At 71.0% G+C, this 16333-nt stretch carries 14 protein-coding genes and 1 pseudogene; 9 read left to right on the top strand and 6 right to left on the bottom strand.

All coding sequences use genetic code 11. The annotated features are described in order from the left end of the window. Positions 1–8: 8 nt before the first annotated feature. On the bottom strand, positions 9–1826 hold the full coding sequence (locus HFP15_RS06110) for a flavin-containing monooxygenase (protein WP_168512274.1): 1818 nt from the start codon (positions 1824–1826) through the stop codon (positions 9–11). A gap of 156 nt (positions 1827–1982) precedes the next feature. On the opposite strand from HFP15_RS06110, the pseudogene HFP15_RS06105 reads away from it, so the two are divergent. Then, positions 1983–3172: pseudogene (locus HFP15_RS06105) on the top strand (GAF domain-containing protein). On the opposite strand, the gene HFP15_RS06100 reads toward HFP15_RS06105, so the two are convergent. Beyond that, entirely contained in the window at positions 3160–3948 is a 789-nt protein-coding gene (locus HFP15_RS06100) for a hypothetical protein (protein WP_168512273.1), read from the bottom strand. The pseudogene HFP15_RS06105 and the gene HFP15_RS06100 overlap by 13 nt on opposite strands. A gap of 137 nt (positions 3949–4085) precedes the next feature. On the opposite strand from HFP15_RS06100, the gene HFP15_RS06095 reads away from it, so the two are divergent. The 6 genes from HFP15_RS06095 to HFP15_RS06070 all read left to right on the top strand — a co-directional run bounded on the left by HFP15_RS06095 (position 4086) and on the right by HFP15_RS06070 (position 8225). Further along, on the top strand, positions 4086–4889 hold the full coding sequence (locus tag HFP15_RS06095; RefSeq protein WP_168512272.1) for a ribosome hibernation promotion factor: 804 nt from the start codon (positions 4086–4088) through the stop codon (positions 4887–4889). Further along, positions 4886–5815, top strand: a complete 930-nt coding sequence (locus tag HFP15_RS06090; protein WP_312871483.1) for an ABC transporter ATP-binding protein — start codon at positions 4886–4888, stop codon at positions 5813–5815. Before HFP15_RS06095 ends, HFP15_RS06090 begins: the two co-directional genes overlap by 4 nt. Beyond that, positions 5805–6605 (top strand): ABC transporter permease subunit, encoded by an 801-nt coding sequence (locus HFP15_RS06085; RefSeq protein WP_168512271.1) that lies wholly within the window; start codon positions 5805–5807, stop codon positions 6603–6605. The genes HFP15_RS06090 and HFP15_RS06085 overlap by 11 nt, the downstream gene beginning before the upstream one ends. A 61-nt stretch (positions 6606–6666) precedes the next feature. Further along, complete coding sequence (locus HFP15_RS06080) at positions 6667–7146, top strand: hemerythrin domain-containing protein (protein WP_168512270.1); 480 nt, start codon at positions 6667–6669, stop codon at positions 7144–7146. Continuing rightward, positions 7143–7484, top strand: a complete 342-nt coding sequence (gene fdxA / locus HFP15_RS06075) for a ferredoxin (RefSeq protein WP_168512269.1) — start codon at positions 7143–7145, stop codon at positions 7482–7484. The genes HFP15_RS06080 and fdxA overlap by 4 nt, the downstream gene beginning before the upstream one ends. A 33-nt stretch (positions 7485–7517) precedes the next feature. Then, a complete protein-coding gene (locus tag HFP15_RS06070) occupies positions 7518–8225 on the top strand; it encodes a helix-turn-helix transcriptional regulator (protein WP_168512267.1) in 708 nt (235 codons plus the stop codon). 18 nt (positions 8226–8243) lie between these two features. On the opposite strand, the gene HFP15_RS06065 is transcribed toward HFP15_RS06070, so the two are convergent. From HFP15_RS06065 to HFP15_RS06050, 4 genes are all read right to left on the bottom strand, one after another. Next, positions 8244–8999: a DUF2249 domain-containing protein gene (locus tag HFP15_RS06065; protein ID WP_168512265.1), complete on the bottom strand. Its 756-nt coding sequence runs from the start codon at positions 8997–8999 to the stop codon at positions 8244–8246. A gap of 46 nt (positions 9000–9045) precedes the next feature. Next, positions 9046–10065 (bottom strand): tellurite resistance/C4-dicarboxylate transporter family protein, encoded by a 1020-nt coding sequence (locus tag HFP15_RS06060; RefSeq protein ID WP_210716736.1) that lies wholly within the window; start codon positions 10063–10065, stop codon positions 9046–9048. A gap of 71 nt (positions 10066–10136) precedes the next feature. Then, the gene (locus HFP15_RS06055; protein ID WP_168512261.1) at positions 10137–10523 is read right to left on the bottom strand and encodes a DUF488 domain-containing protein; all 387 of its coding nucleotides are present in this window, start codon (positions 10521–10523) and stop codon (positions 10137–10139) included. 144 nt (positions 10524–10667) lie between these two features. Further along, entirely contained in the window at positions 10668–11069 is a 402-nt protein-coding gene (locus HFP15_RS06050; RefSeq protein WP_168512259.1) for a hypothetical protein, read from the bottom strand. Positions 11070–11195: 126 nt separating this feature from the next. On the opposite strand from HFP15_RS06050, the gene HFP15_RS06045 reads away from it, so the two are divergent. Both HFP15_RS06045 and HFP15_RS06040 read left to right on the top strand, forming a co-directional pair. After that, positions 11196–13817 (top strand): multicopper oxidase domain-containing protein, encoded by a 2622-nt coding sequence (locus HFP15_RS06045; protein WP_168512257.1) that lies wholly within the window; start codon positions 11196–11198, stop codon positions 13815–13817. A 117-nt stretch (positions 13818–13934) separates the two neighbouring features. Continuing rightward, complete coding sequence (locus tag HFP15_RS06040; protein ID WP_168512255.1) at positions 13935–16325, top strand: lysylphosphatidylglycerol synthase domain-containing protein; 2391 nt, start codon at positions 13935–13937, stop codon at positions 16323–16325. Positions 16326–16333: the final 8 nt, after the last annotated feature.

Here is a 16333-nt window from a genome sequence, read left to right as displayed (position 1 = left end):
CTCCTCGCTCAGGAAAGGTGGTGCACCTCTTGCAGGCCGTAGACCGGAGTGGGAATCCCTTCGTAGCGGGCCTTCAGCTGCAGCGCCAGGTACAGCGAGTAGTGCCGCGACTGGTGGAGGTTGCCGCCGTGGAACCACAAACCGGGCTGTTGCGTGGGTTTCCACATGTTGCGCTGTTCGCCCTCCCACGGCCCGGGATCCTTGGTCGTGTCCGAGCCCAGGCCCCAGCACTTGCCGACCCGGTCGGCCATCTCCTGGCCGCACAGGTCCGCGACCCAGCCGTTCATCGAGCCGTAGCCGGTGGCGTAGACGACGAGATCGGCTGCGAGTTCGGTGCCGTCGGAGAGCATGACGGTGTCGCGGGTGAGATGGCCGACCTGTCCGTGCGCGAGCTTGATCCGGGCGTCGGCGACGAGTTCGGCCGCGCCGACGTCGATGTAGTAGCCCGACCCCCGGCGCAGGTACTTCATGAACAGGCCCGACCCGTCATCGCCCCAGTCGTGCTCGAAACCGGCTTTCTCCAGGCGTTCGTAGAAGTCCGCGTCGCGTTCGCGGATCTTCTCGTAGACCGGGATCTGGAACTCGTGCATGATCCGGTACGGCAGCGAGGCGAACACCATGTCGGCCTTCTCCGTCGTCATGCCGGCCCGCACCGCGCGCTCGGAGTACAGATCACCGAGGCCCAGGTCCATCAGCGAATCTGACTTGACGATGTGCGTCGAGGAGCGCTGCACCATCGTCACGTCGGCGCCGTGCTCCCACAACGCCGCGCAGATGTCGTGTGCGGAGTTGTTCGAACCGACCACGACGGCCTTCTTGCCCGCGTACGCGTCCGGGCCGGGGTGCTGCGAAGAATGGTGCTGCTCGCCCTCGAACTCGTCCATCCCGGGGAACGAGGGCAGATTGGGCTTGCCCGACATGCCGGTCGCGAACACGACATGGCGCGGCGTGAGCACGACCTGCTCGCCGTCCCGGTTCACGCCGACCTGCCAGTGCCCGGTCTTCTCGTCGTAGGAAGCGGAGGTGACCTCGGAGCGGGTCCAGTACGGCACGTCCATCACGCGCGTGTACATCTCCAGCCAGTCCGCGATCTTGTCCTTGGGTGCGAACACCGGCCAGTTGTCCGGGAAGGGCAGGTAGGGCAGGTGGTCGTACCAGACCGGGTCGTGCAGGCACAGGCTCTTGTACCGCTTGCGCCACGAGTCGCCGGCCCGCTCGTTGCGTTCCAGCACCAGTGCGGGCACGCCGAGCTGGCGCAGCCGGGCGCCGAGCGCGATCCCGCCCTGGCCGCCGCCGATGACGACCACGAACGGCTGCCGCTCGTAGCCCAGTTGTGCCTGCTCCAGTTCGCGTTCCTCGGCCCAGGACCTGCGGTCGGTGACCGCGCCGTGCCGTGCGCCCTTCGGCCGCAGGTCGCCCCTCGGTTCCGGGAAGTCCTTGAGCTCGCGCAGGCTGGTCAGCAGCGTCCAGGCGCCCTCGTCCTTCAACCGGAGATGACCCTTGGCCAGGTCGGTCGCGGTCTCGAACTCGATCCACGCCTCGACCACGCCATCGGCCTCGGCCGGCGGCTCGGTGGTGCGGAATCCGGACGCGCCGGTGTGCTCCAGGCATGCGGTGAGCAGGTGCTCGATCCCGTCGCGGCCCTCGACGGTCTTGATGTTCCAGGTGAAGGCGATCAGGTCACGCCAGAAGCTGTCGACGGTGAACAGCGCGGCCGCGCCCGAGGTGTCACGGGCGGCGAGTGCGGACTCGAACCGGGCGAGCCAGTCGTCGACGCGCGATTGTGGCGAGCGCTCCAGTGCAGGCGAATCCAGCGTCTGGGTCATCGAAACTCCTTGCGGACGATCGTGCTGTAGCGCCGATCACACTCCTGGCCGGGGCGTGCGGACAAGGGTTGCAGCGAGTTGCACGCGGCCGTGACCTTGGCCTTCGCTTCGGCGGGCACTTATGCTGGACCGGCTGACGCGACGGTGCGGGAGGTGATGCGGGTGCGCAGTGCTGTGCCGCCCGGCGCGCACCTGCCCGGCTACGCTCGTGAACTGGTCCGGATGCACGAAGCGGTCCTGGGCGGCGGCCGCCCGCCGGTGCGGCCTCGCGCCGTCGTTTCCCAGTCCTGGTCCCGGATGCTGCGGCTCGGCCTGACCGCGGACCGGGTCAACCGCGCGATTCCCTTGCCGAGGACGAGATCGAGCGCCGCAGGCACGAATCGCCACTGCGCGGCGTTGTCGACGACCTCGGCCGGATCATCGGCGCCACCTCCGACGCCGCGCACATGCTGCTCGTGGTGACCGACGCCGACGGGATCATCCTCTGGCGGGCCGGTGCCGCCGCGGTCCGGCGCCACGCCGACGACCTCGGGTTCACCGAGGGCGCGGACTGGGCCGAGACGAAGGTCGGCACGAACGCGATCGGGACGGCACTGGCCGAGGCCGCGCCCGTCGAACTGCTCGCGGGCGAGCACTTCGAACAAGGGCAGCACCCGTGGTACTGCAGCGCGTCACCGGTGCACGACCCGCGCACCGGTGAACTGCTGGGCATCATCGACGTCAGCGGTCCCGCGCTGACGCTGCACCCGGCGATCTGCGCACTGGTCGAGACGGGATGCCGGCTCGCCGAGGCCGAGATCTGGCGCTCGCACCAGCAGCGGCTGGACGCGCTGCGGCAGACCGCCGAACCACTGCTGGCCGGGAACCAGGGCCCGGCTCTCGTCGTCGACGATCACGGCTGGGTCGCCCACGGTTCGGGCGTCGCCGCCGGGAAGCGGATCGCCGCACCGCGACCGGGGCAGGCCATCGCGGTGCCCGGTCTCGGCGCCTGCCTGCCGGAACGGCTGGCGGGCGGCTGGCTGGTGCGCCCGGCCGAGCGCGGCCGCACCCTGCGGCTGGACCTCGAACTGTCCGCGACGCCACTGCTTCGCGTCCGCGCCGGCGAAACAGGCTGGCGCCGCACGATCACCCGGCGGCACGCGGAAATCCTGACGTTGCTGCACACCGCGGGCCCGGCCGGTCTCACCGCGGAAGCCTTGAGCCGCTCCCTGTTCGGCGACGCCGAGCACATCGTCACCGTGCGCGCCGAAGTATCCCGGCTGCGCAAACTACTCGGCGCGATCGTGACGACGAGGCCCTACCGTCTCGCCGAAGGGCTGGAGCTGACAGTCCACTATGGAGGCTGAGCCTCGACCGGCACGTCCGCTGAGGTCGCGGAGCGGGCGATGCCGACGGCAGCGTGCGCGGCCTCGCGTGCATGCGCCGCGGCTTCCCGGAAATGCTCGGCCTTCTCGGGCTGAGCGGCCGCGGCTTTCTCGCACGCGGCGGCTCTGGTCACCTCGGCGTCGGCCAGGCGGGCCGCGGCCTCGGCCAGCCGGGTCCGCAGCCCCGTCAGCTGTATCGGCGTGTCCGGGTCGGTGGTGAGCCCGGCTGCCAGGAACTGTGCCCTCGTCGCCTGGACCTCGCGCTGGATCTCCGCGTCCTGACGATCGTTGCGTGCGCTGGACCGGCGCAGGGCGGCCTCGCTGCGGTCGAGGTTCGCCGCGCTGGCGGCCAGCAGCGCCCTGCCTCGATCGATCGCGGCCATGACTCGTTCCTGTGTGGACGCGGTCTCCATCCCAGCGGAGCGCGCGCGCTGATCCAGGCGCTGCTCCAATTCATTGAGCTGCTGTTCCCGTTGGTCGGCGGCCCGCTCGCGTGCGTCGGCGAGTTCTTCGCGTTGGTCGGCGGCGCGTTCCCGTGCGTCGGCGAGCGTCTCGCGTTGATCGGCGGCGCGCTCGCGTGCGTCGGCGAGTGCTTCGCGCTCGTCGGCGGCCCGCTCGCGCTTCTCCGCCGCGGCTTCCCGCTGTTCCAGCAGCGTCTGCTGCTCGCACAACTGGGTCTCGCGTTCCTCAACGGCCAGTTCGCGCTGGTCGAGCCATTCCAGGTGGTCCTGGCGATTGCCGGAGTGATCGGCCGTCACGACAGCGATGGTGAGCCGGGGCGGCCGCCGGTGGATAGGGAGGAAAGTCCTCACCGCGGCGCGAGGCCCTTTCCCGGGCCTCCAACGTGTGTCCTTCGGCCCTGGTCGCGGCGTGCCGGTGGTCGTACGACGGGGCCATGACTTCTTTCGCACCTGCCGATATCCGTATGACCGTCGAGGGAACCGTGTCGCGTGGCACGGCCGACTATGCCCGGGACAAGATCGGTGCGCTGCTTCATCTCGCGCCTGGCCCGGTGCTGTCGGTGCGGGTCAGGGTGACGCGGCACGGCGACCCGGCGGTCCCGCATCCGGTGGTGGCGCAGGGCAACATCGACGTCAACGGGCGGCTGGTCCGCGCCCAGGCGGAGGGCGAGAACTCGTGGGAGGCTGTCGACCGGCTCGAAGAGCGGTTGCGGCACCGCTTGGAGCGGGTCGCTCTGCATTGGGAGGCCCGCCGCGGCGGAATGCCTTCGGTCCAGCCGCATGAGTGGCGGCACGAGTCCGAGCCCACCCGCCGTCCCCGGTGGTATCCGCGGCCGGAGGACGAGCGTGAGATCGTGCGGCACAAGTCCTACACGCTGCCGAAGTGCACGATCGACGATGCCGCACGCGAAATGGGTTTGCTGGACTACGACTTCCACCTGTTCACCGAGGCCGGCTCGGGGCAGGACAGCGTGCTGTACCGGGCGGGGGAGACCGGGTACCGGCTGGCGCAGCTGAGGCCACCAGGGCCGCACGAGCTCGCTCCGTTCCAGCTTCCGCTGACCATCAGCGCCCAGCCGGCGCCGGTGCTGTCGACCGGCGAGGCCGTGACCCGGCTCAACCTGATGGGACTGCCGTTCCTGTTCTTCCTCGACGGGGACCGCGGCCGGGGCGCGGTGCTCTACCACCGCTACGACGGGCATTACGGGCTCATCGCCCCCGCCGGCGAACGAGCGTGACCGGAGTGCTCGCGATGGCCGACGAAACCGCGATCCGCGTCGACGGACTGACCAAGGCATACGGCACAACCATGGCCCTGCGCGAGGTCGGGTTCGCCATCGAGCTGGGCGAGGTGTTCGGCTACCTCGGACCCAACGGCGCCGGGAAGACGACCACCCTGCGCCTGCTGATGGGGATGATCCGGGCCACGGCCGGGACCGCCGAGGTGCTCGGCATGGATTCCTGGCGCCGGTCCGTGCCGGTGCACCGGGCGGTCGGTTACGTGGCGGGCGACCCGCGGTTGTACGACCGGCTGACCGGTGCCCAGCACGTGGCCTACTTCGGGCACCTCCGGGGCGACCCGGGCGAGAAGCGGGCGGCCGCGCTGGCCGACCGGCTCGACCTCGATCTGGACCGTCCCGCGCGGGCGTTGTCGAAGGGGAACCGGCAGAAGCTCGCCGTGGTGCTGGCACTGATGTCGGCACCACGTGTGCTCGTGCTCGACGAGCCGAGTAGCGGGCTGGATCCGTTGGTGCAGCAGGAATTCCACGCCCTGCTGCGGGAACACACGGCCGCGGGTGGCGCCGTGCTGTTGTCCTCGCACGTCCTCGCCGAGGTGCAGCGGGTGGCCGACCGGATCGGGGTACTGCGGGCGGGAAGGCTCGTCGCGGTCGACCGGGTCGACGAACTGCGGGCGAAATCCTTGCACCACATCCGCGCCCGCTTCGCCGACGACGTCCCGGCCGCCACGTTCGCCGCCATGCCGGGCGTGCGCGACGTCGCCGTCGTCGGCCACGTCCTCACCTGCAGCGCGCCCGAGCCCGCCCTCGACACGCTCGTGAAGGCGATCGCCCAGCACCGGCTGGTGGACTTCGAGTGCGTTGAGGCCGACCTCGAAGAGACGTTTTTGACCTACTACGGACCCGGGGCCGGCGATGCTGCGTAACATCCTGCTCAAGACCCTGCACGACCAGCGACGCGGGCTGCTCGCGTGGTCGGTGAGCCTGATTCTGCTCGTGGCCATGTACGTGGCGCTGTGGCCCAGCATCCGGGACCAGCCGTCGATGGGCCAGTTCCTGCAGAACATGCCCGAGGCGTTGCGCGCGCTGTTCGCCGCGTCCGGCGCCGACATGTCCACGCCGGCCGGTTACGTGCAGGTCGAACTGCTCTCGTTCATGGGGCCGATGCTGTTGCTGATCTACGCGATCACGACGGGCGCGGCCGGTATCGCGGGGGAGGAGGACCGGCACACCCTGGAGTTGCTCATGGCGAACCCGGTCAGCCGGGCCCGGGTCGCGCTGGAGAAGTTCGGAGCGCTCGTCGTGGGTACGGTGCTGCTCGGTCTGGTCACCGGTCTGGCACTGGTGCTCGAAGGCCGCCTGGCCGGTCTCACCCTGCCCGTCGGCAATGTCACGGCCGCGATGCTGCACATGACGTTGCTGGCACTGGTCTTCGGCGCGCTGGCCGCCGCGATCGGCGGCCTGACCGGGCACGGCGGAGCCAGCCGCGCGATCCCGGCGGTGCTCGCCGTCGTCGCGTACGTGCTCAACGGCCTGGCGCCGGCGGTGTCCTGGCTCAAGCCCGCGCAGAAGATCTCGCCGTTCTTCCAGTACATCGGACACGACCCGCTCCGGCACGGCATCTCCGCGAGCGCCGTCCTGGTCGCCGTGCTCACCATCGGAGTACTCGCCGCCGTGGCCGTGATGGGGTTCCGCCGCCGCGATCTGGCCGCCTGACACGATTTTCCATAGTTAAAACGAGTCAGGTAGGCATATAGTCGAGGTGGAGGTGGTCGTCGTGGCCGTCACTGACCCGGCTGAACCGATGCGCGAGATCCTGCATCACCACGCGGTCCTGCGCCGAGGACTCGAACAACGAGTCGGCGCGCTGTGTGCGACCGCGGAGCGAGATGCGCCGTATGACGAGACCCTGACGGCGCTGCGGGGGTATCTGGCGACCGAGATCATGCCGCACGCCGAGGCGGAGGAGCGGACCTTGTACGCGGCCGCGGTCACGCAGGCGCGGGGCAGCGAACTCGTGCGCGGCTTGACTGCCGAGCACCGCGAGCTGGCCGGGCTGGCCGACCGGCTCGGGACGGGCGGCGGTGGCGAGACGGTCGCCGCGGTCGCGGAAAGTATCGCGACCTTGTTCGCGAGCCATGTCGCCAAGGAAAACGACCTGCTGCTGCCCGCGCTCACGGATTCGGGCGCGGACCTCGCATCCCTGCTCGCGGAGATGTCCCGGTGGACGGCAGGTGCGGGAGGAAACCGCGAATGACCTACGTGATCGCGGAGCCGTGCGTGGACGTGATGGACCGGGCCTGCGTGGACGAGTGTCCCGTGGACTGCATCTACGTCGGCGAACGCTCCTTGTACATCCATCCCGACGAATGCGTGGACTGTGGCGCCTGTGAGCCGGTGTGCCCGGTCGAGGCGATCTACTACGAGGACGATCTGCCCGAACGGTGGAGCGTGTACGCGGCCGACAACGACCGGTTCTTCAGCGAGACGCTGCCCGGTCGCGAGGAGCCGTTGGGCAGCCCCGGTGGCGCGGCCAAGGTCGGCGACCTGGGGGTGGACACGCCGTTGGTGGCCGGCCTGCCGCGTTCCGGATAGTTTCTACTAGCTTGTTCGGCTAAAATGGGCGGTATGAGCGAGCAGGCATTGACCGATCCGGAGGCGCGGCCGGTGCTGGGCGAGAGCCGGGCCCGGGTGCTGGACGTGCTGCGCGCGGCGGGTGACCCGGTGGGCGTGCAGGATATCGCCGAACAGGTCGGGCTGCATCCGAACACGGCGCGCTTCCATCTGGACGGGCTCGTGGACGCGGGGCTCGCCGAGCGGCGCACCGAGGAGCGCAGTCAGCCAGGCCGGCCTCGCACGGTCTACGCCGCCACCGCGGCCGACGCGCCGGCGGGACAGCGCAGTTACCGGCTGCTGGCCGAGATGCTCACCAGCCTGGTCGCCGACACCATGCCCGAACCCGGGAAAGCGGCCGAAACGGCGGGCGAGGCGTGGGGCCGCTACCTGGCGGAGCGCCCGGCTCCTTCGCAACGAGTGGATGCCGCGGAGGCGGTGCGCCGGTTGTCGACGGTGCTGGCCGACGCGGGTTTCGCACCGGACGAGGTCGCCGACGCGGACCGGCCGGTGATCCGGTTGCGGCACTGCCCGTTCCGCGAGGTGGCCGAGCAGCACCGGGATGTGGTGTGCTCACTGCATCTGGGGCTGATGCGCGGCGTGCTCGACGAGGTCCGCGCCCCGCTGAAGGCGGACCGGCTGGAACCGTTCGTCGAGCCGTCGCTGTGCTTGGCGCATCTGGCGCCCGCCTCGGCTCGCGCGCGCGGACGCCGCGCCCGGTGAGTCCCGCGTGGTCGCGGGCTACGCGGGAGTTGACGCGGGCATCGGGGACCGGCCGATGCGGATGTGCCACTGTTCGGGCCCGGATTCCAGGTATTCCCAGGTGAACTCGTCCGGGTGGGTGGCGCTGAACTCGCGGCGTAACGGTTTCGGGTCGTGGTTGTTGACCAGAACGAACGACTCTCCCGGGTCCAGGCGCGCGTAGCGGCGGAAGATCCGCGGGTGGCGCTGGCCGTGCGGGATCGGGCGCACGTCCAGCACGTCCGGAGTGGCCGGTTCGTCGCCGGAGAGCAGGGTGTTCAGATCCTCGGCGAGGCCGGGCAGGTCCGCGCCGGGCAACTCGGCCAGTGCGGGTAGCAGCGTGTTCCGGTCGAGGTCGACCACCGCTGCCAGCACGGCGCCCAGTGCGCGTGCCGGGGCGATGGCCTGGTCGGCATTGTCCGCCGCGGCCAGTTCGGCGAGGTGCTGGTGTGCCGCGTCGCGCAGGCGGCGCAACGCGCGGATCAGCAGCCGGGTCGCCGGCGCGCCGGCCGCGGTCGCGTAGAGGACCCGGTCGGTCGCGGCGAAGTACGGCCGCACCCGGCTGGCGGCGAAGTCCACCAGGCCGGTGTGCGCCTCCTGCCGGACGTCGCCTTCGAGCGCCAGATCGGTGACCAGCGCGGCCTTGGCCTGATAAGCCAGCAGCAACCGGTCGGCGTCACCGCGCAGGGCGATGCTCGCCCGGACGGCGGGGTCGGTACTCGTGCCGCTGATGTACACATCGGATGCTGAGTTCACAGGAGTCCCAAACAATCTTGTTATTTACAATGAAGAGTAGTGTTTTCTACCGTGGCCGGTCAAGCCGCAGGGCGCGCTTTCCGGCGCGTAGCCAGCGGCCACCGGCGGCGAGCATGGCCACGAACACGACGACCCACACGGCCAGCGCCACCCATGCCTCGCCGCCGCCCAGCGCCGCCAGCCACCGGATGCCGGTCGCGCGGCCGAGTTGCTCGCCGGCCACGCCGTACATCCCGATCGGAAACACCATGCTCCACAGGCCGGTCTCGTAACGCAGGGACACCCGGCGCACGAGATGCCGCCACACGCCCAGGGCCACCAGCAGCGGAATCAGCCAGCTGCAGAACGACCACAGCACCAGCGAGACGTCCGCGAGCAGAGAATGCGACAGAAGCGTGCCGGGCAGGGCGAGCAGCCGGGCGCCGGCCAGGATCGTGATCGCCGCGGCCCCCATGAACACCCAGTACGGCGGCACGAGTTCGGCCGCCGCGACCGGTCGCACCAGCAGCCGCGCCAACCCGATAGCGGCGAGCAGCAGGTACAGCACCAGCCCGATCGCCCAGCACACCACCGCCGTCGCCGCCAGCACCGTGGCCGGGCCGGCCGGTGCGAGCGTCGCGGCGGCCACGGCGATGGACTGGGTACCGACCACCCAGATGAACCAGGTGCCGTTGACCTGATCGAGGGTCGGATGCCGCCGTGGGTCGGCGATCAGGCCCAGCGGCACGCCGTAGCCGAGCAGCAGCCAGCCGAGCACGCCCGCGGCCAGCAGTGCGATCGCCGGCCAGCGCCATCCGCCCATCGCCAGTCGCGTGGCCAGTACGTTCGACGCCGCCACGAACGTGAGGAACGCGAAGCCCCGGGGGCTGACCACGTCGGCCAGCATGCGCCGCGGCCAGCGCAGCAGCCGCCATCCGGACGCGACCACCAGCCCCGCGTAACCGGCGATCGCGGCCACGAGCAGAACGTCCGACGTGACCGGCAGACGGTCGCCGTGCAGCGCGGTGGACACGATGCCGGTGGCCATGACGAACGCGAAGACCCCGGGATTGAGATCGCGCGTCACCTGCCGCCATCCCGCCCGTCGCGGCCGGGATGTGTGCTCGCTCCGCCGATCCATGGCGGTGGCGCGGACTGTCAGTCCGGCCGGCGCCGTCCGTGGTGCTCATGGGCGTCCAGCCACTCGGCCAGCACGGCCGCCTGGCTGTGCTCGACGTCCCTCGTCGCGGTCAACAGAGTCAGATCCTGGCGGCGGGCGAGCGTGCGCAAGTGCCGGGCCAGCTCCTGGCGCTTCGGATCCCGGAGTTCCGCGAGATACCGGCGCCGGAATTCGGGAAATCGCTCGGGGTCGTGGCCGTACCAGCGACGCAACTCCGTGGACGGCGCCACCTCGCGCAGCCACTCGTCCAGGTGGGCGTCCTCCTTGCGGACCCCACGGGGCCAGACGCGGTCCACCAGCACCCGCATCCCGTCCGAGCGGGCGGGCCGGTCGTAAATCCGGCGACAGGCGATGTGCGTGTCCATGGCGTGCTCCTTCCCAGAGCCGGCAGGGAACTCCTACACCCCGAGTTTATCCAATCTTGCTTGTAGAAAATGGGTCCGAATGGCGCAGCGGCCACTTCCAGTGTCTCTCGGCGGAAGGCGGCAGTCCACGCGGAGTCCTCCGCTTCAGCCGGCCAGCAGCACGCCGAGGAACAGCGCGGCCAATGCGCTGACGCCGGTAAGCGCGCCGAACACCGCCAGCCCGGCGGTGCTGCGGGCGCGGGCGTGCAGGAACGCGGTGAGCCCGGAGATGGCGACGACCGCCAGCTTGGCGATCAGCGTGTCGCGGTAGTGGCCGGTGTCCTTGTCCGCCTCGGCCACGATGTTCCACACGCCGGTGCCGACCAGAACGGCGAAGGCGGGCCAGGCCACCTGGTTGAACCGCCGGGCCGCGGTCGCGGTGACCTGGGCGCCGAGCCCGCGCAGCGCGGGCACCAGGGCGGCCAGGGTGAGCTGCCCGCCGACCCAGATCGTGGCGGCCAGCACGTGCAGGAATAGGCGCACGGTTGTCCAGGACACTGCGAGCATCAGTGTTGATCACCTTTCCAAAGGCTCGGCTGTGCGGGACTTCGGTCCCTGCCGAGATCGCCGGTGGCACCGTACCCTAGTCTTGTTTCTACAAAGTCATTGGTAAAAACTGGGTGGTTGAGCGGGTTGAGTGACGGAGAACCGGCGCCCGGATATCGGCGGCTGCCGCTGACCGAAGTCCCGAGTGCGTCACCCCGGCGCCGGCGGCATGCCGTGGCGGCCGGCCTGATCGCGGGTTACCTCGTGGCCGCCGTGGGTGTGATAGCCGCGCACGGTCTGGTCGCCATGCCGGAATGGCTGGCGTTGCATCTGCTGGTGCTGGGCGCGGCCAGCAGCGCGGTTCTGGTCTATAGCCGGCACTTCGCGCAGGCACTGCTGCATGCCCGGCCCGGACCGGAGTGGCCGGCCGGCGCTCGACTTGCCGTGTTCAACGTGGGCGCGATCGCGGTCCTGACCGGAATGTCGCTGGGGTGGAGCGGGCTCGCGGTGACCGGGGCGGGGCTGGTGGTCGTCGCGGTGCTCGCGCACACCGTGAGCCTGGTGCGCATGGCGCGGGCCGCGAGCCTGTCCGGACGGCTGCGGATCGTGGTCTGGTACTACGTCGCCGCCGGCACCTGCCTGCTCGTCGGCGGCACTCTCGGCGGGCTGCTGGCCGGCCACGCGATGCGGTCGCTCGGCTGGGAGCAAGCGGTGCGGTTGGCGCACGCGCACCTGAACCTGCTGGGCTGGCTCGGCCTGGTCGTGGTCGGCACCCTGTTCATGCTCTGGCCGGCGGTGCTGCGCACCCGCATGGCGGACAGCGCACCGCCTACCGCCCGCCGAGTCCTGGTGATTCTCGTGGCCGGTCTCACCGTCGCGGTCACCGGTGCGGTGCTGACCGGATGGGCACCCGGCTGGCACTGGCTGGCCGCCCTCGGCATGACCGGCTACCTCGGCGGCATCGGCTACGCGTTGGTTCCCGCCGTCGGTGAGATGCGCGTCAAGCCACCCCGCTCGTCCGCGCCGGTGGCGCTGCTGGCCGGCAATGGGTGGCTGCTCGCCGCCGTGACCATCGACATCCTCGGCCTCGCTCTCGGGGGCACCACCGCCGACGATCTGCTCGGCCGGCTGCTGGTGCCGATGCTGGGCATCGGGGTGGTCGCGCAGATCCTGACCGGCGCCCTGACGTTCCTCATCCCGGTCACGGTCGGCGGCGGGCCGGCAGGCAACCGGCGGCTGACCGAGGTGCTGCAGTACGCCTGGCTACCCCGCGCCGTGCTCGGCAATCTCGGCACACTGCTGCTTGCCCTTCCGATCGTGGGCGCCCCGCGGGTCTTGGCCTGGGTGCTGGTGGTGATCGGCTTCGGCTCGTTCCCCGCCCTCGTCGTCGCGGCCCTGGTGACCGCACACCGGCCCGCCGCCAAGAACGATGACCGGGCGCGTCGGCTGGCCGGCCACGAGGTTCTTGCCATCGGGTGCGTGGCCGCCGTGCTGGCGGTGCTGAGCCTGGTCGCCACCGGCACCTGGCCCGGCCGGTCCGCCGACACGCCGCCGGGCACGGCGACGACCGCGGCGTCCGGCGTGCCGGTGCCGGTCAGCCTGGACGAGTTCGCGATCACTCCCGGTGCGATCACCGTCGCCCCCGGCACGGATCTGGTGCTGACCGTGCGCAACACCGGCCGGACGAGCCACGACCTCGAACTCGACGGGCAACACCGCACCGGCCTGCTGGCCCCGGGCCAGCAGCAGACCGTGGATTTCGGCGTCGTCACCCACGACGAGCAGGCGTGGTGCGGCGTGCCTGGCCACCGCGAAGCCGGCATGGTGCTCACCATCCGCACTACCACATCCACGGACGGGTCCGCGACCGGACAGCAAGGCCCGGCCATGGCCGGCATGGGAATGAACGCCGCCCCGGCGCCGGACTGGCGGCCCTACGACCCGGCCCTGCAGCCGGCCCCCGGCGGATCGGCCCACGACGTGACGCTGCGGATCGACCAGACCACCGTCGAGATCGCCCCCGGCGTGCGGCAACAGGTGTGGACCTACAACGGAACGGTGCCCGGCCCGGTGCTGCACGGCCGCGTCGGCGACCTGTTCACCGTGCACGTGATCAACAACGGAGACATGCCGCACTCCATCGACTTCCACGCCAGCCAGGTCGACCCCGGCGCCGCCATGCGCGCCATCCCGCCGGGCGGCGAACTGACCTACTCCTTCCGCGCCGACCACGCCGGAATCTGGCTCTACCACTGCGAAACCGCACCGATGATCCAGCACCTGGCGATGGGCATGTACGGCGCGGTGATCATCGACCCACCCACCCTGGACCCGGTCGCCGCATCCGAAGTGTTGACCCAATCCGAGTTCTATCTCGGTCAGAACGGTGGTGTGCCCGCCATGTCAGCACTGCTCGCCGCGAACCCGGATCTGGTGGTGTTCAACGGATACGCCGACCAGTACCGCGACGCGCCGATCCACGTCCGGGCCGGGCAGCGGATCCGGCTGTGGGTGCTGGACGCCGGTCCCAGCGAGCCCAGTGCCTTCCACGTCGTCGGTGCCCAGTTCGACACCGTGTTCAAAGAGGGCGCCTACCAACTGCTGCCCGGCAACGCCGCGAACGGCGCAGCCCAGGAACTGGATGTGCAACCAGGGGAGGGCGGTTTCGTCGAACTCACCCTCGCCCAGCCCGGCACCTACACCTTCACCACGCACCGGCTGGCCGACGCGCAGCGCGGCGCCATGGGCAGCATCATCGCCGAACCATGAACGCCGGAAGCAGGGCCCGTCGCCGGCAGCTCTGGTTAGCCAGCACGACCGCGGCGCCGCACACTGAGGAGGTGCGCAACGCCGACCAGTACGAGCAGCGGTAAGGAATCGACAACGGTGGGACGTCGGATCGCGTTGGGAGTGCCGGCGGCGGGTAAGCCGCCGGGACCGGCGGCGTTGCCGCTGGGCAGGCATCCGCGTGATCTGGTCGCCGTGGTCGCCGGGATAGCGGTGCTCGTGTTGTGCTCACTCGTGGTGCGGGCGCACGCCGTGAATCCGGTCGAAGCCGCCATCTACCAGCAATTGGAGCGGATCCCGCCGGCTTCGATCGGGGTCTGGCGGGTGCTCGACTGGGTCGGTGGCTGGGCGGGTGTCGTGGCGGTCTCGGCGGTGGCGCTCTACACCAAGCGGATCCGGCTGGGCCTGCACTGTGCCGCCGCCGGTGCGGTCGGCTGGGCGCTGGCCAAGGTCGCCGACCTCCTCATCGGCAGCAGGCAGGTGTCCCCGGCGTTGCTGGGGCCCGGTGTCCGGCCGCCGCCGGGGGACGGCTTCCCGTTTCCCGCGACGCATGCCGTGATGGCCGCCGCGGTGGTGGCGGTGGCCGCGCCGTACATCAAATCCGGCTACCGCCGTGCCGGGTGGGTGATCGTGGTGCTCACCGGTGTCGCGGGCGTGTACCTCGGGCACAACCTCCCGGTCGACGTGTTCGCCGGGGTCTTCCTCGGCTGGGGCATCGGCGGGGCGTTCCATCTGGTGCTGGGCGCGCCGGGCCGCCGGACGTCGGCCACGGTGGTGTTCCAGGCACTCGAACAAGCCGGCCTCGAACCGGCCGCGGTGACGCCGATCCGGGCACACGGACGCGGACCGCTGGAGTTCGTGGTCACCACCACGGATTCGCCCGACAGGCTGCGGGTGGAGGTCGTGCGGCGCCTGCGGCGGCGCGCCGGTCTGTGGTACCGGCTGCGGCGGCTGCTCGCCTCACTGGAGGTGGAGGACGAGCCGCCGCTGTCGAGCACCTATCACGAGGCCGAACACGAAGCTCTGGTGACGATGCTCGCCGAGCGCGGCGGGGTACCGACCCCACCCATGGTCCTGGCCTGCCGGGCACCCGACGGGTCGGCGTTGCTGGTGCGCCGCCACATCGACGGCCGCAGGCTGACCCGGCTGGCGCCGGGGGAGATCTCCGAGCCTTTGCTCGAGGCGTTGTGGGGGCACATCGCGAACCTCGGCGACGCCCGGATCGCCCATCACGACCTGCGAGCCAAGAACGTGCTCGTGGACGGCGACGGCAGGCCGTGGCTGCTGAACCTGACCCTGAGCAAGGCCGGTGCCACGAGGGCCAGGACGGATCAGGACATCGCCGAAGCGCTGGTGTCGATCGCGTCGCTCGTGGGAGTCGAACGGGCGGTGGCCAGCGCCGTCAAGGCACTGCCCCCGGACCGGCTCGAGCCGGCGCTGAACTACCTTCAGACACTCGCGCTGCCGCGGCGGATCCGCCGGCAGTTACGCAGCCAGCGCGAGACACTGACCGATCTTCGCGAGACGCTCGCCGACCAGATCGACCGGCCGCTGCCGACCTTCCGTTCTCCCGTCCGGCCGAGCCGGGTGATCGGCCTGCTGCTGGTCGGCGCGGCGATATACACGCTGCTGCCGCAGGTGGCGACCCTGCGCAGCGTGCTCGACCTGGTCGCGCAGGCCGGTTGGGGCTGGCTGGCCGCGACCGTGGGCACCGGGCTGCTGGCGATCGTGCTGTCCGCCGTGTCGATGGTCGGCGCGAGCGCGACCGCCCTGCCGTTCTGGCGCACCACCGGAGTGCAGTTCGCGGCCGCGTTCACCGGCCGCACCACGCCCGGCGGGGTGGGCTTCTTCGGCATCAACCTCGCCTTCATGGAGCGCCTGGGCATCCGGCGCGCGCAGGCGGTCGGGGTCTCGATGCTCAACGTCGCGGCGACCGGGGTGATCGGCGGGCTCTGGTCGGTGGCCGGGGCGTTCGCGCTCGGCAGCGCGGGAATGCTCACCAAGGTCAGGATCCCGTTCGGCTGGCCGGTCATCGCGAGCGCCGCCGCCGTGATCGTGGCCGGCGCCGCGGTGCTCGGCTCACCGTGGGGGCGGCGCAGGGTCGTCCAGCCCGCGCTGCGGGTGCTGCGCGAGCTCCTGGCGACGATGCGGCAACCCGTCCGCGCCCTGCAGCTGTGGGGCGGGGCCGCCGCCTACCTGGCCGTGTCCGGGCTCGGGCTGGTCACCAGCCTGGCCGCGTTCCACTCCACGGTGCCCGTCTTCGCGGTGGTCACCGCGTTCGTGATCGGCCACACCTTCGGCCACATCATTCCGACCCCCGGCGGCCTCGGCGCGGTCGAGTCGTTGACGGTCGGCAGCCTTGTCGCGGTCGGCGTCGGACCGGCCGGCGCCGTGGCCGCCGTGCTGGTGTCGCGGGTGCTCACCTACTGGCTCCCGGTCCTGCCGGGCATCGCGGTGTTCCGGTATCTCCAGCACCGCCGGATCGTGTGAGCGGCCGA

The organism is Amycolatopsis acididurans (genome assembly GCF_012328925.1).
In the GTDB taxonomy this organism is placed as follows: Bacteria; Actinomycetota; Actinomycetes; order Mycobacteriales; family Pseudonocardiaceae; genus Amycolatopsis_E; species Amycolatopsis_E acididurans.
The sequence above is the reverse complement of the archived record's forward strand: the minus strand, read 5'-3'. Positions and strand labels throughout refer to the sequence as shown.